The organism is Haemophilus sp. 27098_8_127 (genome assembly GCF_041433495.1).
Lineage (GTDB): Bacteria > Pseudomonadota > Gammaproteobacteria > Enterobacterales > Pasteurellaceae > Haemophilus_D.
Genome location: NZ_JAPWBP010000008.1, coordinates 61,282 through 84,722 on the forward strand (window position 1 = coordinate 61,282; position 23,441 = coordinate 84,722).

The following is a 23,441-nucleotide window of genomic DNA, read 5'->3' on the forward strand; positions in this document are numbered from 1 at the left end:
TCATTTAAATTAAAGTCATTTTCAGCTAGTCTAACAAGAATTAGTTTTTACAAGGAGAAAACATCATGACAACGCTTTTTGATATTGCACAAAACTGGTTAAATCAAGATCCTGATGCAGAAACTCACGCAGAATTAACCGCACTTTTAACGGCGGCGAAAAATGGTGATGAAAAAGCACAATCTGAATTACAAGCTCGCTTTAGTGGCCGTTTACAATTTGGTACTGCGGGGCTTCGTGGACCATTACAAGCAGGCCCTATGGGTATGAACCGTGTTTTAGTGGCACAAGCTGCGGGCGGTTTAGCAGATTATTTAAAAGATTACGACAAACAACCTTCCATCGTGATTGGTTACGATGGTCGTAAAAACTCTGATGTTTTCGCACGTGATACCGCTGAAATCATGGCGGGTGCAGGCGTGAAAGCTTATTTACTTCCACGTAAATTACCAACGCCAGTATTAGCTTACGCAATCCAATATTTTGATACCACCGCAGGTGTCATGGTGACTGCAAGTCACAACCCACCAGAAGATAATGGTTATAAAGTTTATTTGGGTAAAGCGAACGGCGGTGGCCAAATCGTTTCTCCTGCAGATAAAGATATCGCGGCATTAATCGACAAAGTAGCAGCAGGCAATGTAAAAGATTTACCACGTAGTCAAGATTATGTTGTGCTAGATGATGAAGTGGTTAACGCTTATATTGAAAAAACCGCTTCTCTTGCTAAAGAACCTCAAGCAGACATTAACTACGTTTATACCGCGATGCACGGTGTAGGCTATGAAGTATTAAGCAAAACCTTAACCAAAGCAGGTCTTCCACAACCTCATATTGTGGCTGAACAAGTATGGCCAGATGGCACATTCCCAACGGTAAACTTCCCTAACCCAGAAGAAAAAGGCGCATTAGACTTAGCCATTAAAGTGGCAAAAGAACACAATGCAGAATTCATTATTGCCAATGACCCAGATGCAGACCGTTTAGCGGTTGCGGTTCCAGATGCACAAGGTAACTGGAAACCTTTACATGGTAACGTGGTAGGTTGTTTCTTAGGTTGGTATTTAGCAAAACAATATCATGCAAAAGGTGAAAAAGGCACATTAGCTTGCTCTCTAGTATCTTCCCCAGCACTTGCTGAAATTGCAAAAAAATACGGCTTCCAATCAGAAGAAACCTTAACCGGTTTCAAATACATCGGTAAAGTTCAAGGCTTATTATTCGGTTTCGAAGAAGCGCTTGGTTACTTAGTTGATCCTGATAAAGTACGCGATAAAGATGGTATTTCTGCAGCTATCGTGTTCTTAGATTTAGTGCGTCACTTAAAAGCACAAGGCAAAACCTTAGCGGATTACGCCAATGACTTCACGCAAGAATTCGGTGCTTATGTCAGTGGTCAAATTTCTATTCGTGTAAGCGATTTATCTGAAATTGGTAAATTAATGGCCGCACTTCGCAACACGCCTCCAGAAGAAGTAGGTGGTGTTAAAGTGGCACAATTCATCGACCACACTAAAACTGATCGCCAAAGCGACATCCTTGTATTCGTATTAGAAAACGGTAGCCGCTTAATCACTCGTCCATCTGGTACTGAGCCGAAAATCAAGTTCTACCTTGATGCTCGCGGTAAAGATCCAAAAGACGCAGATCAAGTTTTAGCACAATTTGAGGAAGGCGTTCGTCAAATTCTACGTCAAGATGCTTACGGTAAACAAGATTGCTAATTAAGCAAACTATTAAATGATAAAAAACGCTAGGTTTGATGCCTAGCGTTTTATTTTTGCTTATTTCAATGCAAATTGTAACTTGCCCTGATATTTTTCTAATAAAGCCTCTGCTTGAGCACGATCTAATCCACTCAGAATCATCATAATCGCTAATTTCGCATTTTGATCAGCCTGCTTTAATGTCTCTTCTGCGAGTGCCTTATCGCAATCCGTAGCTTGCATAACAATGCGAATGGCGCGTGCTTTCAGCTTTTCATTACTTGCCTGAACATCCACCATTAAGTTTTGATAGCATTTACCCATTAAGATCATAGAAGCTGTAGTAAGCATATTCAGTACTAATTTTTGTGCCGTACCTGATTTTAGACGGCTCGAACCAGTCAATACTTCTGGCCCCACTACCGTATCAATGGCAATATCCACAATATTTGCCATCGCTGAATTCGGATTACTTGCAATCGAAACCGTCACTGAACCTAAACTTTTTGCATATTCCAATGCACCAATCACATAAGGGGTTCGGCCACTTGCAGCAATACCCACCAACACATCTTTTGAGGAAAATTGAATTGTTTGTAAGTCAATCACGGATTGTGCTTTACTGTCTTCCGCCCCTTCAATTGGATGACGTAATGCGCGCTCGCCGCCTGCAATAATACCTTTTACCATTTCAGGTGACACACCAAATGTTGGTGGGCATTCAGAAGCATCGAGCACCCCCAATCGACCACTGGTTCCCGCGCCAATATAGACTAATCGACCACCTTTTTGAAATGCGGCAACAATACGCTCGACCGCTTGGGCAATTTGAGGTAAACATTTTTCAATTGCCAAAGGCACTTGCTTATCTTCATCATTCATTAATTGCACAATTTCCAATGCAGATAAACTATCCACATTCATGGAATTGGGATTCCGTTGCTCAGTAATTAAAGTTGAAAGGGTTTGTAATAAATTCTCTGCCATAGTTTATTCCTTTGGAAAAATCGCCCCTAAACTGACCGCACTTGTAGCGCCCGTTACACTCGGTAAATTAGCGGGCAAATTATGCATACGACGATAAGCGAGCCAAGCAAATGCCGCTGCTTCCACATAATCAATATCAAGATCTAATTCAGTCGTCAGCTGAATACGCCAACTTGGCAATGCTTGTTTTAAGCCATTCATGATCGCCTGATTTTTAGCGCCACCGCCACAAACAAGTAATCGGCATGGTAATGCTGTCTGAATATTGTTAAGGGCTAAAACAATGCTTTGCACGGTAAATTCAGCCAAGGTGGCTTGCACATCTTGTGGTAAAAGTGCGGTCGTTTTACCTGCTATTTTTTGAATTTTATTCTCTAGCCAAGCCAAATTAAATAATTCACGCCCCGTGCTTTTCGGTGGGGGTAGTTGAAAGAAATCTTCATCTAATAATGCCGCTAACAAATCTGGATTTACTTGACCCGAAGCCGCCCATTCACCATTTTTGTCGTAAGCTTTGCCTTGATGTTTTTCGATCCATTGGTCGAGCAAGGCATTACCGGTTCCCGTATCAAAGCCAATGACAGGCTGTTCGGGTATCAATAACGATATATTGCTAATACCGCCAATATTAAGCACCACCGTTGCCCAGTTAGGATCAAAAAATACCGCTTGATGAAAAGCGGGTACTAAAGGCGCCCCTTGTCCACCAAACGCCATATCTTTACGGCGCAAATCACCAACAACCGTAATACCTGTTTTAGCGGCTAATAAATTCATATCACCGATTTGCATGGTAAACGGGAATTGACTTTTTGGGGAATGCCACACTGTTTGACCATGGCAGCCAATGGCTTCGACCTGCTCAGGTTTTAACTCATGTTTACGTAAAAAGGCATTTACGCAATCGGCATAAAGAAAACCAAATTGATGATCAAGCTCCCCTAGAGCCTGTAAAGTGGTTTCGCCAGATTGAATAAGTGCGGTCACTTTTTCACGTAAATTTGCTGGCATCGGCGTGAAATCGGCCGCAATTAATTTGGTTTGATTCGAATGGATGTCAGTAAGAGCAATATCGACACCATCAAGACTGGTGCCCGACATAATGCCAAGATAATAAGTCATAATATTCAATTCGTGAGTTTTTCAGAATTATAGCGGATTTTAAAAAAATAAAAAAAGAGAGAACATTGTAGTTCTCTCTTTTCATCATGGATGATTCTTATAAGTCGTCAATGACTAAATAGATTTTTGCTACTGGGCCATGTACGCCAATCACTTTAATCAATTCAATATCTGCCGTTGAACTTGGACCTGAGATAATATTGATACAAGATGGCATACGCTCGCCTTGTTGTGCTTTATCGTGTAATACTTTCGCCACTTGTGCAACACGTGGAAGTACTTGGCTTTTACGTACAACAACAATCGATTTTTCAGGTAATAAACTCACTGAACGTCCACGATCTGCACTAGAGAATAAGACGATTCCGCCAGTTTCCGCCAAACCATATTCTGCATAAACCACACCAAGATTAGCTTTTTCAGAAAAACTAATATTATCTTGTGCCGTTTCTGGTGACCATGTATGGCAAGTATATTTCGCTTCAAGCGCCGCTGGAATACCAAGTGCGGTCAATCTTTCATCGGAATTAAGCACAACATCACCGCCGCCATATTTTTCACAGAGAGCAAGTAAGGTTTGTACTGCATCAGACTCTCTACACACATTTACATCCACCATCATGGTTTTAGCAGAATTGGTAAATTCATTCGCTAAATCAACCGCACTTAAATGAGTTAAACGCTCAGTTGGGTATGTATTGACTGGTACATCCATCGGTTCAGGTATGATAGCACGGGCTTTACCCATTTTCGCCGCTAATTTATTAAGAAAATTTTCGCGATTTTGTAAATCCATGCTTATTACCCTCTCTCTCTATTATTAAACCATTGACGGAAACTTTCGCCATCTGCTTGTGGTAAATCTCGTGCTTTTGTCCATTCACCCAATGCACCAAATGTAATTGGTGCTTTCCCATTTTTGATCAGCTTACCCGCTAATTTTGCACCGATATTCACACCTGTTTTCCATAGTGTTGGGTTGGCATTGGCTGTGGTGAAACCAAAAATAGATAAACGTTCCATCGCGGGAGTTTTACCTAACTCTACCATTTTCTCACGGTGTTTTAAGATTAACTGCGCTAATGGAATACGCACTGGGCAGACAGAGTTACACGCATTACATAAAGAACAAGCATACGGCAATTCTTTAAACTCATCGTAGCCACCCAATAATGGAGAAATCACTGCACCAATTGGCCCCGGGTAAATAGAACCATATCCATGACCACCGATTTGACGATATGCCGGACAAGTATTCAAACAAGCACCGCAACGGATACAACGTAAAACTTCTTGGAATTCAGACGCTAAAATATCTGAACGGCCATTATCCACAATAACCAAATGGAATTCTTCAGGACCGTCGGTTTCACCAGCAAGACGAGGACCGGTTAACCAAGTGTTATAACCAGTTAATTTCGCCCCTACCGCACTACGAGCAAGCATCGTAATTAACACATCCACCTCTTGGAAAGTTGGCGCTAAACGCTCCATTCCCATCACGGCAATATGTGTTTTTGGTAAGGTCGTCGCTAAACGTAAGTTACCTTCGTTTGTCACTAAACAAACTGAGCCGGTTTCCGCTACAGCAAAGTTACAACCACTGATACCGATATCAGCCTCTAAAAAATCTTGACGAATTTTTTCACGTACGAAACGCGTCATATCTTCAGGCGTTTCCTCACCTTCATAGCCGAGTTTTTCAGATAAATCTTTGCGGATTTGGTGACGATCTTTGTGAATTGCAGGCACAACGATATGGGATGGTTTATCACCTGAAATTTGTAATAGATATTCACCCAAATCGGTTTCGATCACTTGCATGCCCTCTTTTTCAAGCACTTCGTTTAAACCGATTTCTTCTGTCACCATGGATTTGGATTTTACGATTTTCTTCGCATTTTTCTCTAATGCTACTTTGCGAATATAAGCACTCGCTTCTTCGGCCGTTTCAGCAAAATACACTTTACCGCCATTTTCCATCACTTTTTCGCTTAATTGATACAAATAAGCATCTAAATTAGCTAAAACATGGTTACGAATCTGTTTAGATAAATCACGCCATTCTTCCCAATGACCTAATTCGTCCACCATTTTTTGACGGTTAGCCCCAATAGTTTCTTGAGCTTTCACCACCGCTTTACGCATGATGGTGTTATGCACTTCATGATCGACACGCGCTTTAAAAGGAAGATTACTGGTTTTCAATGACATCTTATTTCTCCCCTTGCATTAATACTTCCGCAATGTGCATCACTTTGATCTTGCTGCCTTCGCGTTGTAAACGACCACCAATATTTAATAAACAACTTACATCTGCACCGATTAAATATTGCGGTTCAACCTCTTCAATATGCTCAACTTTTTCTTTCACCATTTCGCCAGAAATCTCTGCCATTTTCACAGAGAAAGTTCCACCAAAGCCACAGCAAGTTTGTTGATTATGAATAGGAAGAAGATCTAACCCTTTTACACCTTTCAAGAGAGCGATTGGTTCATCAACAATGCCTAATTTACGAGTAAGACTACAAGAAGGATGATAAACCGCTTTACCAGGCAAATAGGCGCCAACATCTGTTACACCTAATTTATTGACGATGAAATCCGTTAAATCACAGAAACGTGCGACGACCTTTTTCGCTCGCTCAGCCCAACCTAACTCACCAGCTTTAGTGAAATAGTCAGGATAGTTTTTGATAGCATAAACACAGGAACCTGCAGGGGCAACAATGGGATAATCGTTCACTTCAAAGGTTTCGACTAAGTTTTTCATGCCAGGGATGGCTTGTTTGGTGTAACCGCTGTTTAATGCTGGTTGCCCACAACAGCCTTGTTTTTCAAGGAAGATAACATTACAACCGAGTTTTTCCAGTAGTAATACAGTGTTTTTTGCCACACCGCTCTTTACTACGTCGGCAATACAAGTAACGTAGAAATTTACGTTCATAAATAATTACTCCAACAATAATAGAAAATAAAAAGTAAAATATTCGATAAAAGTTAAGCAACCGCCCACAAAGTGCGGTTGCTTTTTGCCTCTATTTTAGAGCGCATAGAATAGCGGAATTAAGAAACTTGCGCAAAGGGCTGCAATGATACCGTAAACGACCATTGGTACAATCGTAGTCTTAATGATTGTTCCTTCTTTGTTTTGAATATTCAACACGGAAGAAACTGCTACGATATTATTAATACATACCATATTACCCATCGCACCACCGACTGATTGTAACGCCAGAATTAAAGTCACAGATAAACCTGTAGTTTCTGCTGTCGATAATTGTACGCTACCGAATGTTAAGTTAGATACGGTATTTGAACCTGAGAAAAATGCGCCTACAGCACCTAAGAAGGATGAGAAGATTGTCCAGTCACTACCGGTAACTTCTGCAAAGGTACGACCTATGATTTTTACCATAGAATGCTCGCCACCCACTAACATCAAGTTTACCATCACTAAGGCTCCCATTAAGGCAATAAATGGATTTTTTACTTGGCTTAAGCTTGTACTAAAAATGCCTTTTGTTCTGCTGAAGTTCACTCCGAAAAGTGGTAATGAAATTAATACGGTAATTACAAATGGAATTAACGCAGGTACATAAAGAAGTTTATAGCTTTCACTCACTTCTGAACCGAAGATATTTTTCAAACTAAAAATTAAACCTTTGCTGACTTCAAATGTGCCTAATGAACCTAACGCTGTGGAGAACCACACATCTTTGTTATTCATTAAGCCTTTTAAGCCTAATTCTGGAATACGTGTAACGATTAAGAATAAAATTAATAAACCGGTTGGTAGTAATGCTTTAGCAACTTGGCCTGCGCTAACAGCATTATTATCTAACTTGTTTTCAACTTTCGCTAAACCAATACCTTTATTCGCTACAAATACAGAAATAAAGAGACCAATTGCGCCACCAACTAATGATGGGAACTCATAGTTAAATTGTGCAATTAAGAAGTAAGGAATCACGCAAGAGAATACGCTGATATAAATGAAAACAATATTTTGACGGATTTCTTTCCAGGTCACCATGATGCGTAATGCCATCAATGGAATCACTAATGCCGCAATGGAGTGGATAAACGCTGTCATCGAACCAATTTCAAGAATCGATTTTGAATCTAATTTTAACGGACCAAAACCGAACCAAGTTGGTGTACCTACAGCTCCAAAAGAAACCGGAACCGAATTCATCACTAAAGCTAACATGGCGACTTTTAATGGATTAAAACCTAACCCCATTAAAATTGGAGCTGCAATCGCTGCTGGTGTACCAAAGCCGCTTGCCCCCTCAATCATAAAAGCAAATGCCCAACCGATAATCATTAATTGTGCAACTGGGTTTGGATTAATATTGCCTAACCATTTACGCATCGTATCAGTTGCGCCAGATACTTCTGAAAATTTGTTAAAGAGAATTGCACCAAAAATAACAGTAATTGGTGTTTGAACAGCCACGATTGCTGCAGTCACATTCGCACTAATTGTCACTATATCGGTATTAAAATGAAGAAGATGAACCCCCATTACTAGAGTTGCAATCCAAGGTAATGCAACATAAGAAGGTAATGCATTACGCTTTACCATTAAATAGATCAACAGGATGATCGGAAAAACACTAAGAATAAAAGATAGGGTCATACTTACTCCTCTTACATAACTAAAAATTGCGCGTATTCTATGGGTTTTAAAGAAAAAACCTATACCCTATTAAGTGAAATTTATTGAAAATGTGACAAAGATCTCATAATTTTTTAACATTTCCCTTTTATCCTTGTAACATTTTTTTAACCATTCAAAAAATCTGACAAAAATACAGAAATTGTGCTAGAAAATAAATTTTCATTACAAAAGGCATAATAAAAAAATCCTTGCAAAGATTGACTTCGCCAAGGATTTTTAAGTTTAAAATAGATTAAGAGACAATATCTTTAGTTGTTTATGGAATAAGGAAGAGATTCAATTTTCAGAACTGTTCCATCTTCAGGTAAACGGAAAGGAATCCCTTCTTCCAAATCGTTATTCATCACGACTTGCAACCATAAAACGCCGTCAAAATTGACAGCACTTACGATCGTACCAGTTTTACGCCAAGCCGTGTCCAACTGCATTTCAATTTCGCTACCGATTTTCGGTGTAACTGTGGTTTCCCCTGAAAGCACATACATCGCACGTTTATTGGCGCCACGATATTTGGCTCGTGCGACAGTTTCTTGCCCGATATAACAGCCTTTCGTAAAAGAAATCGCTTGTTCAATCGCTTGTAGATTTAATGCCTGCGGGATAAATTCATTTTGTGTTTCCGCACTCAAGCTTGGTAAGCCCGCTTGAATATCCGCACAAAGCCATTGTTTTTCATCGCCATTAAAGGTGACATCTAACGGTGTGGGATTGATCAAAATTGCACGATTTTCATCAATATCTAATTCAATCTGCGCGTGAATTCGACCGCACTTTTCACCAATCAAGCCGGCAATTTGCCAATCCAATACTTGAAAGGTCACTTTTGAAAACACCGCGTATTTTTTTAAATGATCGAATGGAGTCAATAAAGCTTTCGGCATTAAAATCAAAAACTGCTCTGCTGAAAGCTTAATTAAGCGGAACAACGAATTCATTTTGCCTTTAGGATCGCAATGCGCTGTAAGCGTTGAAGCGCCAGCTGCTAAATGCACTACATCACAAGTTAATTGGCCTTGCAGATATTTCTCCGCATCCACGCCCGCCACTTCCACCAAATCATAGTGGTTTAATGAAATAAATGTTGCCATGATTTTTCCTATTCAAGGTTTTGAATTTGTTCACGCATTTGTTCGATTAATACTTTTAATTCCACGGCAGAAGCGGTGATATCGGCATTAATGGACTTTGAGGCTAAAGTGTTAGATTCACGATTGAGCTCTTGCATCATAAAATCCAGTTTACGGCCCACTGCCCCGCCTTTTTTCAAGATATTATTGGTTTCTTTCACGTGCATTTGCAGACGATCTAATTCTTCCGCCACATCCACACGTTGCGCCAATAAAATCATTTCTTGTTCGACTCGTTGTGGATCAAGTTGAATCTTCGCTTCTTCAAAACGTTGCAATAGACGTTCACGCTGCCATTGTAAAACCGCCGGCATTTGTGACCGCACTTTTTCAGCTTCTACCGTAATACCATCAAGACGTTGTTGAATAATGGCTTGCAATTTTTCGCCTTCACGCCCACGCATTGCAATGAATTCCACCAACAATTCATCAAAAGCTGTCAACAAATCTTGACTGATGGCATCTAAATCTTGCTCAGTCGCTTCCACCACACCGGGATAACGCAACACATCCGTTAAATTGATTTCGCCCTCGCCAGCTTGCGACTTAATCCATTGTAAAGATTGGATAACTTGATTCGCTAATTCTTTATTTAAATTGAGATCAACCGCCGCTTGTTTTTTGCTATCAATACGCAATGAACATTCAATTTTACCGCGAGTGAGATTTTGACGAAGTTTCTCACGCAAAGCATTTTCCAAGCCACGGAATTGCTCTGGCAAGCGGAAAAAGTTTTCCAAATAACGTTGGTTAACCGAACGAATTTCCAAAACTGCATCGCCCCAATCTTTCTTGATTTCAAGGCGTGCAAAAGCTGTCATACTATAAATCATAAGCGCTCTCCTACTATTGTCTCTTGTCTTAATTGATTTGCCGGCTATTTTATCGGGAAAGTGCGGTCATTTCTACCGTACATTTTGTAGAAGAATTTTGTTTCTCCTACTTTACACACTGTAAAGATTAAAATACAATTATCGTAAATTTATTATTACAACCTAAGGAAAATAAAATGAACAAGACCGTGGGAAGTACCTTACTTGTTGCAGGAACCATGATTGGTGCAGGGATGTTGGCAATGCCACTCACCTCTGCAGGGATTGGCTTAACTGCGACTGTTTTCTTATTACTTGGCTTATGGGCAGTGCTTACTTTCACCGCACTTTTATTCGTGGAACTGTATCAAACCGCTGACAGCGATGCAGGGATCGGCACACTTGCTGCACAATATTTTGGTAAAGCAGGGCGAATTATTTCCACTGCTGTTTTAATTGTCTTCTTATATGCCTTAATTGCTGCTTATGTGAGTGGTGGTGGTTCCTTATTAATGGATTTACTCCCAGCCATGGGCGATAAAGACACCATGAATAAAATCGCGGTGCTTGTATTCACCATTTTCTTCGGTAGTTTTATTGTCATCGGCACACACAGTGTGGACAAAATCAATCGCGTGTTATTCTTTGTGATGATTGCTGCTTTTATCTTAGTGCTCGCATTAATGTTACCAAACATCAAATTTGATAACTTAATGGCGATGCCAATTGATAACGCTTTAATTATTTCTGCAAGCCCTGTATTTTTCACGGCATTTGGTTTCCACGGTTCCATTCCAAGTTTAAATAAATACTTAGACGGTAATGTAAAATCCTTACGCATTGCGATTTTAGTGGGTTCTGGCATCACATTATTTGCTTACTTTTTATGGCAGCTTTCTACGCACGGCTTACTCAGTCAAAATGAGTTCTTACAAATTTTACGTGAAGACGCCACGTTAAATGGCTTGGTGAAAGCAACCTTAGAAATCACCCAAAGCCCAATTATTGCGAATGCGGTAAAAATCTTCTCCACTTTAGCATTGGTCACTTCATTCTTAGGGGTGGCATTAGGTTTATTAGAATGTATCGAAGACTTACTCAAACAATCTTTTGATATTCATGCAGGGCGTATTTCATTAGGTTTAATGACCTTTATTCCCCCAGTGCTTTTCTCCCTTTTCTATCCGGAAGGTTTTATTCTCGCTCTGGGTTATGCTGGTCAAATGTTCGCGTTCTACGCAGTGGTTTTACCGGTAGCATTAGTTTGGAAAGCACGCTCAATTCATCCAAACTTGCCATATCGGGTATGGGGCGGTAAAGCATTGCTAGTACTTGTATTGGTACTCGGTGTAATTATTACTTCGATTCCTTTTGCTATCCGAGCAGGTTATTTACCTTTTGTTGTCGGTTAAAATGAGCGAAAAAAGACCGCACTTTTAAGGTGCGGTCTCTTTTATTTGTTTTCATATGAATGTGCCACTAACTGACCATTCAAGTATTCGCCAATATACACTTGCTCAATCGTCAGGTTCTGTTTTTCTAACTCAGCTTTAACCCATTCTTTATCACGATCAATAATTTCTAAAACATCATCATCTAATTGTCCATCAATAATTAATGGATAACGTAAATCATCATCACCGTATCGAATAATCGAAAGTTGTCCATTTTGTTCAAATACCGCACGTTTAACCGTTTTGATTTCATAAATACCGGCAGCACGTAACTTAAACATGAGGTCATTAGCAGTAATACTGTTTTTCATACATTCAGCAGTTTTTACCTTGCCGTTTGAAATCACCCAAACAGGTTTACCATCAATCAAAGATTTAACTAATTTGTTATGATTTTTGATAAAACGGAGGGTAAAAACCAATAATGTCCAAAGCACGAGCACGAGAGAGAACTGGAATACCCCAATACTATCGCTATAAATCACACCACCAATAATGCCACCTAGCACATAGTTTTGTACCTGATCCATCGCGGAAGTCGGTGCAAGGTTACCTTTTCCCATTAAGTTAATTTGGAGTACCAGTCCAATAATACCCATGGCCAATTTCAAGCCTAATAATGTGTAGCCATCCATTATTTATCCTCCTTATCAATCACAGTAACATTAGGGTTTACTAAGTTAATTGGGGATAAGGTATACGCTGAAAAATCATTATTAAAATGGACTTCGAAATACTGATCCCGAATATTTAAAATCATGCCGTTCATTAATGTACGGCTATTGGTACGAATATCTTCTTTCTGTAAATTTTGACTATCTTTCACCGAATTTAAAAATGTCACCACGCTAGAGATATCAGCTGCATAGACTTCATTTTGCTCATATTGCTTATATTGCACACCGAGCAAGAAAATAATTAATAAAAGAAAGATAATACTGAGATCGCGATATTTGGTTTGTAACCGATGACGTAAATATAAGCTTGTCACCACAAGCAATGCACCTAACGAGACAAAAATGGCGATATATTTAAAATAACCTTCAAAAGACATCGCATTTTCTAAAAAAGCAAAAGAGAAAAAAGACATTTGTCATTCCTAATTTTAAAGAGAAAAACAGGTTGCTACTGTAGCACAACGAAAACTGACTAGCTATTTTTATCACAGAAATTAAATTCGTTTTTCCGAAAAATCCCTTTTATAATGACCGCACTTTTGAAACAAAAAGAGAAAAATATGAAAGCAATTCAGCCCGAAGATCAGGGATATTGGCTGTTCACCAAAGGATCGACACTTTATTGGCAGGAAAATGATCTGCCTTTCGGAACAGCAAAGGAACTCGGCCTCACAACGCAAAAAGCAATGTTGCTCGGGAAATGGAAATCACAACCTTTATGGCTTGTGGCAGAAAATGATCAAGATGAACGAGAATACCTTTCCCTGCGGAGTTTGTTGTCTTTACCAACTGAAGATTTTCATTTGTTAAGCCGAGGCGTGGAAATCAATCATTTTTTGAAAACCCACCAATTCTGCGGAAAGTGCGGTCAAAAAGCGGAACAAACTCACGATGAGCTAGCGGTTCAATGCACAAGTTGTGGCTATCGTACTTATCCCGTTATTTGCCCTTCGATTATTGTCGCCGTTCGCCGTGGCACAGAGATTTTATTAGCCAACCATAAACGCCATTACACGCCAGGCAAAGCAGGTCTTTACACCACGCTAGCCGGTTTTGTGGAAGTGGGTGAAACCTTCGAAGATGCCGTTCGTCGCGAAGTCTTTGAAGAAACTGGTATTCGCATTAAAAATATTCGCTATTTCGGTAGCCAACCTTGGGCATTCCCGAATTCACAAATGGTGGGCTTTTTAGCTGATTACGACAGCGGAGAAATTCAACTGCAAGAAACAGAACTGCATGATGCACAATGGTTTTCTAGCGCTGCCCCCTTGCCAGAATTACCGCCAACAGGTACTATCGCACTCAAATTAATTAATGCTACGCTTGAGCTTTGCAAAGCGGAACAAAAAAATAAATAAAGGAAAGTCCATGTCTGAATTAAAAAATGATCGTTATTTAAAAGCCTTATTACGTGAACCAGTGGATATGACCCCCGTATGGATGATGCGCCAAGCGGGACGCTATTTGCCTGAATATAAAGCAACACGTGCAGAAGCGGGCGATTTTATGTCTCTTTGCCGCAATGCGGATTTAGCTTGTGAAGTTACCTTACAGCCACTTCGTCGATATGCTTTAGATGCGGCTATTTTGTTCTCTGATATTCTGACTATTCCTGATGCGATGAGATTAGGCTTAAGTTTCGGTGCTGGTGAAGGCCCCAAATTTGCTCATCCAATTGAAAATAAAAGCGCGGTCGAAAATTTACCGATTCCTGACCCTGAAGGCGAACTTCAATATGTGATGAATGCTGTGCGTACAATTCGTCGCGAACTAAAAGGCGAAGTGCCACTGATTGGTTTCTCTGGTAGCCCGTGGACACTGGCTACTTATATGGTTGAAGGTGGTAGCAGCAAAACCTTCAATAAAATCAAAAAAATGATGTATGCCGAACCGCAAACCCTACACCTTTTATTAGATAAAGTGGCGGATTCCGTGATTTTATACCTAAACGCACAAATCAAAGCAGGTGCACAAGCGGTCATGGTGTTTGATACCTGGGGCGGTGTATTAGGTCATCGTGAATATTTAGACTTCTCTCTGCAATATATGCACAAAATCGTCGATGGTTTAATTCGTGAACACGATGGTCGTAAAGTACCGGTGACTTTATTTACTAAAGGTGGCGGCTTATGGTTAGAAGCCATGGCAAATACAGGTTGTGATGCACTCGGATTAGACTGGACAGTTAATTTGGCTGATGCGAAAGCGCGTGTGGGCCATAAAGTGGCACTACAAGGCAATATGGATCCAAGCGTGTTATATGCACCAGCAGAGCGTATTGAGCAAGAAGTGCGGTCAATTTTAGCTGATTTTGGTCAAGGCAGCGGACATGTATTTAACTTAGGTCATGGAATCCACCAAGATGTGCCAGAAAGTGCACCAAAAATCTTTGTGGATGCTATTCATGAGTTCTCAAAAGCCTATCATAAATAAGCGAGAAAAAAATGCGAAATCCAATTCACAAGCGCCTCGAAAATGTTGAAAGCTGGCAACATCTGACCTTTATGGCTTGCTTATGCGAACGCATGGCACCGAACTTTGCCCTGTTTTGTCAAATGACTGAACAGGAGCAAGCAGAAAAGACCTATCACAACATTTTAAATTTAGTGTGGGAATTTCTAACCGTTAAAGGGGCGAAAATCAATTTCGAAAACCAATTAGAGAAGCTCGAAGAGATTATTCCTGATGTGAATGATTATGACTTCTTTGGTGTGGTACCCGCTCTCGATGCTTGTGAAGCGTTAGGTGAATTATTGCATGCTATTATTGCAGGCGAAACATTAGAAAAAGCGATTCAAATCAGCCAAATTTCGTTAGGTACAGTTTGTTCTTTGTTAGAGACACAAGAAAATCGTGATCTTTCTGAGAGCGAACTAAAAAGCCGTGAAGAAATTGAAGAAGAACTTGACCTTCAATGGCAAATCTATCGCTTACTCAAAGACTGTGAAAAACGCGATGTAGACCTGATTTTATCCCTCCGAAACGAGATCAAACAGGAGGGAATCTCCAATATTGGTATAAAAATTGAGCAATAACGTGAGATTTGTCACAAATTTTGTAAATCGGGCTTTTATTTCCTGCCAAGTTCGATTAGACTTGCCCAAGCCGTAGCAGTTAAAAGCTACGCTTATTTGAATAGAGTCAATTTTAATTTAACAGAAGGTACAAATTTATGAACAAAACAGATTTAATCGATGCAATTGCAAGTGCAGCTGAATTAAACAAAAAACAAGCTAAAGCTGCATTAGAAGCTACTTTAGCCGCTATCACTGGTAGCCTTAAAAAAGGTGAACCTGTTCAATTAATCGGTTTCGGTACATTCAAAGTGAACAAACGTGCAGCACGTACTGGCCGTAACCCACAAACTGGTGCAGAAATCAAAATCGCAGCATCTAAAGTTCCAGCATTCGTATCTGGTAAAGCATTAAAAGACGCAATCAAATAATTTGTCTTAAAACGAATTTTAATTGAACCCTGCTTTGTCAGGGTTTTTTGTTGCCTAAATTTTAGCTTTACAATCATCATTTTGCCGATATAATTCCGAACCGAAACTTAAATACGGATATAAATAATGAAACGAAACATTCAACACCGAAATACCCAACAGCGCAGACATGCCATCATGCAACTGCTGCAAGAACAAGGTGAAGTCAGTGTAGAACAGCTAGTACAGTTATTTGACACCTCTGAAGTGACGATTCGAAAAGATCTCACCGCATTGGAAAGTAATGGTTTCCTTCTTCGTAAATACGGTGGTGCCATTTTAATGCCACAAGAAATCATCGAAGAAGAACAAGATGATGAACTTTCGCAACGAAAGTTAGTCTTAGCTAAAGCGGCTGCAGAACGTATTCGTGATCACAATCGAATTATTGTGGATAGTGGCAGCACGACCGCCGCCTTGATTAAACAACTTAATCGGAAGCAAGGCTTGGTTGTGATGACGAATTCGCTTTCGGTGGCCACCGCATTACGTTCACTCGAAAATGAACCTACACTCTTAATGACGGGAGGCACTTGGGACACGCGTTCTGAATCCTTCCAAGGCAATATTGCCGAACAAGTGCTACGTTCTTATGACTTTGACCAATTATTTATTGGTGCCGATGGCATTGATTTAGAACGTGGTACAACGACATTTAATGAGTTGGTTCGCTTAAGCCAAGTGATGGCTGAAGTATCTCGCGAAGTGATCGTGATGGTGGAATCACAAAAAATTGGCAGAAAAATGCCAAATGTGGAATTAACCTGGCAGCAAATTGATGTGCTGATTACAGATAACAAATTATCTCAGACTGATAAAGACGCCATAATGGCGCAAGGCGTAGAAGTAATTTGTGTAGATGTGGCATAAAGTGCGGTCAGAAAAATAAGACTTTTAATTTTAGTAAATAAGGAAAAACTATGTGTGGTATTGTTGGTGCGGTAGCACAACGTGATGTAGCAGAAATTTTAATTAATGGTTTACACCGCTTAGAGTATCGTGGTTATGACTCTGCAGGTGTTGCTGTCGTGGATCCAAACCATGAATTACACCGAGTGCGCTGCTTGGGTAAAGTAAAAGCCCTTGATGAAGCGGTTGCTGTAAAACCATTAATCGGTGGTACAGGGATTGCGCACACACGTTGGGCAACTCATGGTGAACCGTCTGAAGCCAATGCTCACCCGCATACTTCCGGTAACTTTGCTGTCGTACATAACGGCATCATCGAAAATCACGAAGAATTACGTGAATTACTTAAATCACGTGGTTATGTGTTTAATTCTCAAACCGATACCGAAGTAATTGCTCACCTTGTTAATTGGGAAATGCGTACAGCCTCTACTCTGCTTGAAGCCGTACAAAAAACCGTGAAACAACTTACCGGTGCATACGGTATGGTGGTATTAGATCGCGAACATCCAGAACATTTAGTGGCTGCACGTTCAGGCAGCCCATTAGTAATTGGTTTAGGGATTGGTGAAAATTTCCTGGCATCTGACCAACTCGCGTTATTAAGCGTGACTCGTCGTTTCATTTATTTAGAAGAAGGCGATATTGCAGAAATCACACGTCGTACCGTGGATATTTACGATGCGAATGGTCAAAAAGTAGAACGTGAGGTGCACGAATCTAACCTTGAAAATGATGCGGCAGAAAAAGGCAAATTCCGCCATTTCATGCAAAAAGAAATCTATGAGCAACCAAATGCATTAATCAACACCATGGAAGGTCGTATCCTTCACAATAACGTGATTGTGGACGCTATCGGTAATGGCGCATCAGAAATCTTAGAAAAAGTTGAACACATTCAAATTGTGGCTTGTGGTACCTCTTATAATGCAGGGATGACTGCTCGTTACTGGTTTGAAGCACTTGCTGGCGTGAGCTGTGATGTCGAAATCGCGTCTGAATTCCGCTATCGCAAATTTGTCACTCGCCCAAATAGCTTGTTAGTGACCATCTCTCAATCAGGTGAAACGGCGGATACCCTTGCCGCACTTCGCTTAGCAAAAGAAAAAGGTTACATGGCTGCCTTAACAATCTGTAACGTATCAAGTTCATCTTTAGTACGTGAATCGGATCTTGCATTCATGACTCGTGCAGGCGTAGAAGTCGGTGTGGCATCAACCAAAGCATTTACCACTCAGTTGGCAGCATTATTAATGTTGGTGACCGCGATTGGTAAAGTAAAAGGTAATATCTCAGACGAACAAGAAGTAGAAATTGTAAAAGCGTTACAATCACTTCCGGCTGAAATTGAAAAAGCGCTTGCCTTTGATAAAGACATCGAAGCATTAGCAGAAGACTTCGCTGAGAAAAACCATGCACTTTTCTTAGGTCGTGGTGAGTTCTACCCTATCGCAATGGAAGCTTCATTGAAATTAAAAGAAATTTCTTATATCCATGCTGAAGCTTATGCGGCAGGTGAATTAAAACACGGTCCATTAGCCTTAATCGATGCAGACATGCCGGTTATCGTGGTAGCACCAAATAATGAATTACTTGAAAAAGTGAAATCAAACATTGAAGAGGTACGTGCTCGTGGTGGTCAGCTTTATGTGTTCGCTGATAAAGAAGCAGGCTTCACACCAAGCGAAGGCATGAAAATTATCACCATGCCAAAAGTGAATGAAATTATTGCACCAATTTTCTACACCGTTCCTATGCAATTATTGTCATACCATGTGGCATTAATTAAAGGAACCGACGTGGATCAACCTCGTAACTTAGCAAAATCGGTAACCGTAGAATAAAGTGCGGTTGAAAATTAGCACGTTTTAATACAAAAAAGCACAGGTTTAATCCTGTGCTTTTTGTTTAAATAAACCGATAACCGTTTTCTGTCACTTCCAAAATTGAGGCATAATCCTTTCGCCAATCACCTAACACAATTCGCGTGTACCCTTTTTCCTGATGAATGCCTTCTCGATGCGTATGACCGTGAATTAACCGTTCCACGCCAAATGCTTTTACCGTTTGTGCCGTAAACGCTAAATTCACATCCATAATATCCAGCGATTTATATTGCTTATCTTGTTTACTCTTCGCGCGAATTTTCTCTGCAATTTTTAACCGCACTTTTAGTGGCAAACATAAAAACAGCCTTTGTCTCCATTTTTGATGCACTTTTCGGCGAAATTGTTGATATTTCACATCATCAACACATAACGTATCACCATGACAAATTAAGGTTTTCGCCCCATAAAGATCAATACAATGATAGTCAGGCAATAACGTTAAACCACAATCTTTTGCAAATTTTTTCCCGACGAGAAAATCACGATTGCCATGAATGAAATAACAAGCAATGCCCTTTTCTGTCAGGTTTTTAATCAACTGTTTGACTTGTGAGATTAAAGGTGAAGTTTCATCATCACCAATCCAAAAATCAAAAAGATCTCCCAAAATATAAACCGCTTGGGCTTCTTGTGCTTTGTTTTGCATAAAATCGTTAAAAAGTGCGGTTAATTCTGGATGCGTTTCGCTCAAATGAAGATCTGCAATAAAATAAATGGGTTTCATAACTATTCCGTCATTTTTTTCATTAGATTAGCACACATTTTTGTGTAATTTGCTATACTTTCCAAAAATTTTAATTAGGTATTTTCTATGTTAAAAATCGCCAGAATTCTCATCGTTGCACTTTGCTGTATTTTAATTTGTGTGCTCGGTACGATCTATTCCTTTATTCGTTTCAAAAACCCAAGCAATGTGGGCGTTATGGCTCGCTGGTTTGGCCGCTTATACCCTTTATTTGGCCTAGAAGTAGAACACCGTTTTCCACAAAATAAAGAGAATATGCCGCGTTGTATTTATATCGGTAACCACCAAAATAATTTCGATATGGTGACCATCTCTTACATGGTATTACCTCGTACGGTGAGTGTAGGTAAAAAAAGCCTAATTTGGATTCCTTTTTTCGGCATTTTATATTGGGTAACCGGCAATATTCTCCTAGATCGTGAAAATCGTTCTAAAGCACACAGCACGATGACTGAGCTTGCCCGCCGTATCAATAAAGACAACCTGTCAATTTGGATGTTCCCTGAAGGTACACGTAGCCGTGGTCGTGGTTTATTGCCATTCAAAACAGGTGCATTCCATGCAGCGATTGCAGCTGGCGTACCAATCGTGCCTGTTGTGTGTTCGACGACGCATAACAAAATTGATTTAAATCGTTGGGATAATGGTAAAGTGATTTGTGAAATGATGGAGCCAATTGATGTGTCATCATACACAAAAGACAATGTACGCGAACTCGCCTCTTACTGCCACGATTTAATGGAAAAACGCATCGCCGAACTCGATGCTGAAGTTGCACAAGGAAAATAATATGTTGCGTCTTTCTCGTCGCCAATTATTAAAAACTACCGCAATTTCAACCGCACTTGCTGCCACACCTCAATCGGTATTAGCAGCATCCCGTGAAAAATTAACCATTCCGCCGTTGATGGAAGCGAAACGTGGTCGTCCAATTATTCTTAATATGGAAGAAACCGGCTACAAGTTAGACGGCTCCCATAGTGTCAGTGTATGGGGCTTTAACGGCAATTATCTTGGACCCACTATTCGCATCAAATCGGGTTCCTTTGCAAAACTCAATTATCACAACAATTTGCCACAAAGTATTGCTCTCTCTATTCAGGGATTACAAGCCAGTGGTGAATTATTTGGTGGTGCTGCAAAAGTCCTCAAAAAAGGGGAATCTTGGGCACCGATTATCCCAATAGACCAACCTGCTGCGACTTGCTGGTATCGCTCTGCAACCCTGGCTAACTCGGCTTATCAAACCTATCGCGGCATTGTGGGAATGTGGTTGATTGAAGATGATCAAAGCTTAAAATCACAGTTGCCTCATAAATATGGCGTGGACGATATTCCATTAATCTTACAAGACATGGAATTTAACGGTGATGGATTACAATTATTTAAGCAAAATCAACCGCACTTTGTCGGTAATCGTCTTCTTGTTAATGGACAAGAAGCGCCTTATCTTGACGTCCCTCGCGGTTGGGTGCGTTTACGCTTACTCAATGCCTCATTGGCAAGAGCCTATGATCTCCGTTTAGATAACGAACAAGAGATGTTACTCGTTGCGAGGGATTTAGGTTTTTTACCACAAGGTAAAGCGATTAATTCTCTTATTCTTGCACCAGGTGAACGTGCCGAAGTGTTAGTCAATTTAAGCGAAGGAGAAGGCGTATCGCTCATCTCTGGGGCTAAACATGGTATTTTTGACAAAATCAAAAATGTTTTCAGTTCAGGTAATGATTTTGCAGATAATACCGTTTTAGAACTTCGCCCACAGGGTGAAATCTCTGCATTCAGTAAAAAGATGAATGAATCATTCAATACTGATGCTACTGCGATGCTCGAAAGTAAAATCGCCCAAGAACGCACCTTTGAATTGGATGTAACGAATGGCTTAATCAACAAACAACGCTTTGACCCGCGTCGTGTTGATGTTTCGGCTAAAGTCGGCACTGTCGAACGTTGGATCATCAATAGCTCACTGCCTGTCGGCTTCACCATTCAAGGCGCTAAATTTGTTATTGAAAGCCAAGATGATGTCAATGTCGATGCGTCGGAACTTGCTTGGAAAGACACGGTTTGGGTGAAAAAGAAAGTACAAATTTTAGTAAAATTTGAACAAGCTTCATCAAATACCCATCCTTTCTTATTTGGTTCATCCAATTTAATGCTGGCAGATATGGGCTGCCTTGGTATAATGCTTGTTCAATAAAATTGATCATATAAAAGGAATCGAACATGAAAAAAATCTTCACATTATCTTTAATTACTACTATGTTTTCAGCTGGCGTATTGGCTACAGCACCAGAAGCAAAGGATACATCTAAAGAAAAGGCAAACGAGCCAACGATTTATCTTTCTGTTTTTGATAGAACAAATGAACCAGAACCATCACCTGATTTACACAAAAAAGAAATATCTCGCTCAAAAAAAACAGAGAAAGTGTGTTGGGTAGCTACTGGTAATTTTGGTAAAAAAGCAACAGTAAGTGAAACCTTTAAAGCACAAGCTAAAAGTGAATTTGCAAGTACTATTGATAACGTCAAGGTGGTTTCATCACCTAATAAAAAAATCCATACCATTACTTATACCAGACCAACCATTGATAATGGTAAATATATGATGAACTGCTGGGAATTTGACCGTAGAGATCCAATTGGAAAATATGTGCTTACTGTGAAAATCGGTAAACACGAATTTGAAAAACAAGTTTTCTACGTAACTAAATAATCAAAAACAAGCAAAAAATAACCGCACTTAAAAGCATAAGAAAATAAAAAAGAGAGTCTATCAATGCCTCAAAGAACTGATAAAAAAACGATCTGCTTAAATATGATTGTAAAAAATGAAGCCGCTATCATCCGGGATACACTGGAAAATATTATTGCTCATATTTCATTAGATTATTATGTCATTAGTGATACAGGCTCTGATGATAATACCGCAGAAATTATCGAACAGTTCTTTGCTGAGAAAGGCATTAAAGGCGAAATTCATCACGATGAATGGGTTAGCTTTGCCCATAATCGAAACTGTGCTCTACAACATGCACAAGGAAAAACAGATTATGTATTAATCTTTGATGCCGATGATCGCTTTGAGGGAAATTTTGTATTACCTGAAGAACTGACGAGCGATCGCTATTATTTCCGCATGGCAAATAACATCTCAGGTTCTAATGTTTATTTCCGTACGCTTATGTTTCGTAATGATGGCTCATTCTACTGGCGTGGCGTATTGCATGAATTTGTTGAACAACGTAAAAAAACAGTTGTGGAGCAAAAAATTTTTGGGGATTATTATGTGATTAGTGGGCGTTTTGGTGCTCGCAGCAACAATCCACAAAAATATCTTCAAGATGCGCTGACTTTAGAAAAAGCATTCTATTCACCTGAAGATGAAGATCTTAAAGATCGCTATGCGTTTTATACTGCACAATCCTATCGCGATGCGGATATGTATGAAAAAGCCATCGAATGGTATGCAATTCGAGCTAATCTAGGCGGATGGTATGAAGAAGTCTATCATTCACTGCTACAAATCAGTTTATTAAAAATTGAATTAAATGCTCCACTAGATGAGATACAACGTTTATTACTAGCCACGTATGAATATCGTCCACAACGCGCTGAAAGTCTTTATCATTTAGCTCGCCAACTGCGCTACCACAATAAAGCCAAACAGGCTTATATTTATGCAACTGTAGCAGCAAATACTCCGCTGAATAAGGATATTCTTTTTGTCGATCACTCAGTTTATGAATGGAAAGCTAAAGAGGAACTTGCTATTAGCGCGAATTCCGTGGGCAATTATCAGCTTTGCCATGATCTTTGCGTCGAATTATTATTTAATCC

At 39.9% G+C, this 23,441-nt stretch carries 23 protein-coding genes; 12 read left to right on the forward strand and 11 right to left on the reverse strand.

Annotated elements, in window-relative coordinates:
* Positions 1-65: 65 nt before the first annotated feature.
* On the forward strand, positions 66-1,724 hold the full coding sequence (locus O3746_RS09000; protein ID WP_049374760.1) for a phospho-sugar mutase: 1,659 nt from the start codon (positions 66-68) through the stop codon (positions 1,722-1,724).
* Positions 1,725-1,784: 60 nt separating this feature from the next.
* Here the strand turns inward: O3746_RS09000 and murQ are convergent, their stop codons facing one another.
* From murQ to O3746_RS09040, 8 genes are all read right to left on the reverse strand, one after another.
* Complete coding sequence (gene murQ, locus O3746_RS09005; protein WP_178160835.1) at positions 1,785-2,693, reverse strand: N-acetylmuramic acid 6-phosphate etherase; 909 nt, start codon at positions 2,691-2,693, stop codon at positions 1,785-1,787.
* A 3-nt stretch (positions 2,694-2,696) separates the two neighbouring features.
* Positions 2,697-3,815 (reverse strand): anhydro-N-acetylmuramic acid kinase, encoded by a 1,119-nt coding sequence (locus tag O3746_RS09010; RefSeq protein ID WP_070714994.1) that lies wholly within the window; start codon positions 3,813-3,815, stop codon positions 2,697-2,699.
* 97 nt (positions 3,816-3,912) lie between these two features.
* A complete protein-coding gene (locus tag O3746_RS09015) occupies positions 3,913-4,611 on the reverse strand; it encodes a lactate utilization protein C (protein ID WP_049368675.1) in 699 nt (232 codons plus the stop codon).
* A gap of 5 nt (positions 4,612-4,616) precedes the next feature.
* Positions 4,617-6,029: a LutB/LldF family L-lactate oxidation iron-sulfur protein gene (locus tag O3746_RS09020; protein ID WP_005634829.1), complete on the reverse strand. Its 1,413-nt coding sequence runs from the start codon at positions 6,027-6,029 to the stop codon at positions 4,617-4,619.
* A 1-nt stretch (position 6,030) separates the two neighbouring features.
* Positions 6,031-6,762: a (Fe-S)-binding protein gene (locus tag O3746_RS09025; protein ID WP_005696932.1), complete on the reverse strand. Its 732-nt coding sequence runs from the start codon at positions 6,760-6,762 to the stop codon at positions 6,031-6,033.
* 96 nt (positions 6,763-6,858) lie between these two features.
* A complete protein-coding gene (locus O3746_RS09030) occupies positions 6,859-8,460 on the reverse strand; it encodes a lactate permease LctP family transporter (protein ID WP_005696934.1) in 1,602 nt (533 codons plus the stop codon).
* A gap of 290 nt (positions 8,461-8,750) precedes the next feature.
* Positions 8,751-9,590, reverse strand: coding sequence for a folate-binding protein YgfZ (locus O3746_RS09035; protein ID WP_371448730.1), 840 nt, complete (start codon positions 9,588-9,590; stop codon positions 8,751-8,753).
* A gap of 8 nt (positions 9,591-9,598) precedes the next feature.
* A complete protein-coding gene (locus O3746_RS09040; protein ID WP_371448732.1) occupies positions 9,599-10,462 on the reverse strand; it encodes a YicC/YloC family endoribonuclease in 864 nt (287 codons plus the stop codon).
* 176 nt (positions 10,463-10,638) lie between these two features.
* On the opposite strand from O3746_RS09040, the gene O3746_RS09045 reads away from it, so the two are divergent.
* Positions 10,639-11,853 carry an aromatic amino acid transporter gene (locus tag O3746_RS09045; protein WP_295663830.1) on the forward strand — a complete coding sequence of 405 codons (1,215 nt, stop codon included), beginning with the start codon at positions 10,639-10,641 and terminating at the stop codon, positions 11,851-11,853.
* Positions 11,854-11,894: 41 nt separating this feature from the next.
* On the opposite strand, the gene O3746_RS09050 is transcribed toward O3746_RS09045, so the two are convergent.
* Positions 11,895-12,530, reverse strand: coding sequence for a DUF421 domain-containing protein (locus O3746_RS09050; protein ID WP_371448735.1), 636 nt, complete (start codon positions 12,528-12,530; stop codon positions 11,895-11,897).
* Entirely contained in the window at positions 12,530-12,985 is a 456-nt protein-coding gene (locus O3746_RS09055) for a DUF3290 family protein (RefSeq protein WP_049365274.1), read from the reverse strand. The genes O3746_RS09050 and O3746_RS09055 overlap by 1 nt, the downstream gene beginning before the upstream one ends.
* A gap of 147 nt (positions 12,986-13,132) precedes the next feature.
* Here O3746_RS09055 and nudC point away from each other — a divergent pair, with 147 nt between their 5' ends.
* The 6 genes from nudC to glmS all read left to right on the forward strand — a co-directional run bounded on the left by nudC (position 13,133) and on the right by glmS (position 18,809).
* Positions 13,133-13,930 (forward strand): NAD(+) diphosphatase, encoded by a 798-nt coding sequence (gene nudC / locus O3746_RS09060; RefSeq protein ID WP_371448737.1) that lies wholly within the window; start codon positions 13,133-13,135, stop codon positions 13,928-13,930.
* A 10-nt stretch (positions 13,931-13,940) separates the two neighbouring features.
* A complete protein-coding gene (hemE, locus tag O3746_RS09065; RefSeq protein WP_371448739.1) occupies positions 13,941-15,005 on the forward strand; it encodes a uroporphyrinogen decarboxylase in 1,065 nt (354 codons plus the stop codon).
* Between the two features lie 11 nt (positions 15,006-15,016).
* Positions 15,017-15,607: a YjaG family protein gene (locus O3746_RS09070; protein WP_049381547.1), complete on the forward strand. Its 591-nt coding sequence runs from the start codon at positions 15,017-15,019 to the stop codon at positions 15,605-15,607.
* Positions 15,608-15,744: 137 nt separating this feature from the next.
* Entirely contained in the window at positions 15,745-16,017 is a 273-nt protein-coding gene (locus O3746_RS09075; protein WP_005696943.1) for an HU family DNA-binding protein, read from the forward strand.
* Positions 16,018-16,143: 126 nt separating this feature from the next.
* Entirely contained in the window at positions 16,144-16,926 is a 783-nt protein-coding gene (locus tag O3746_RS09080; protein ID WP_070583481.1) for a DeoR/GlpR family DNA-binding transcription regulator, read from the forward strand.
* Between the two features lie 50 nt (positions 16,927-16,976).
* On the forward strand, positions 16,977-18,809 hold the full coding sequence (gene glmS / locus O3746_RS09085; protein ID WP_371448742.1) for a glutamine--fructose-6-phosphate transaminase (isomerizing): 1,833 nt from the start codon (positions 16,977-16,979) through the stop codon (positions 18,807-18,809).
* 64 nt (positions 18,810-18,873) lie between these two features.
* Here the strand turns inward: glmS and lpxH are convergent, their stop codons facing one another.
* Complete coding sequence (gene lpxH, locus O3746_RS09090; protein ID WP_371448744.1) at positions 18,874-19,578, reverse strand: UDP-2,3-diacylglucosamine diphosphatase; 705 nt, start codon at positions 19,576-19,578, stop codon at positions 18,874-18,876.
* An 87-nt stretch (positions 19,579-19,665) separates the two neighbouring features.
* On the opposite strand from lpxH, the gene O3746_RS09095 reads away from it, so the two are divergent.
* From O3746_RS09095 to O3746_RS09110, 4 genes are all read left to right on the forward strand, one after another.
* A complete protein-coding gene (locus O3746_RS09095; protein WP_049384158.1) occupies positions 19,666-20,388 on the forward strand; it encodes a 1-acylglycerol-3-phosphate O-acyltransferase in 723 nt (240 codons plus the stop codon).
* Position 20,389: 1 nt separating this feature from the next.
* Positions 20,390-21,799: a multicopper oxidase domain-containing protein gene (locus O3746_RS09100; RefSeq protein ID WP_371448747.1), complete on the forward strand. Its 1,410-nt coding sequence runs from the start codon at positions 20,390-20,392 to the stop codon at positions 21,797-21,799.
* A 26-nt stretch (positions 21,800-21,825) separates the two neighbouring features.
* Positions 21,826-22,317: a hypothetical protein gene (locus tag O3746_RS09105; protein ID WP_371448749.1), complete on the forward strand. Its 492-nt coding sequence runs from the start codon at positions 21,826-21,828 to the stop codon at positions 22,315-22,317.
* Positions 22,318-22,380: 63 nt separating this feature from the next.
* Positions 22,381-23,441, forward strand: a 1,061-nt coding sequence (locus tag O3746_RS09110) for a glycosyltransferase (RefSeq protein WP_371448751.1), incomplete at its 3' end; no start/stop codon positions are given.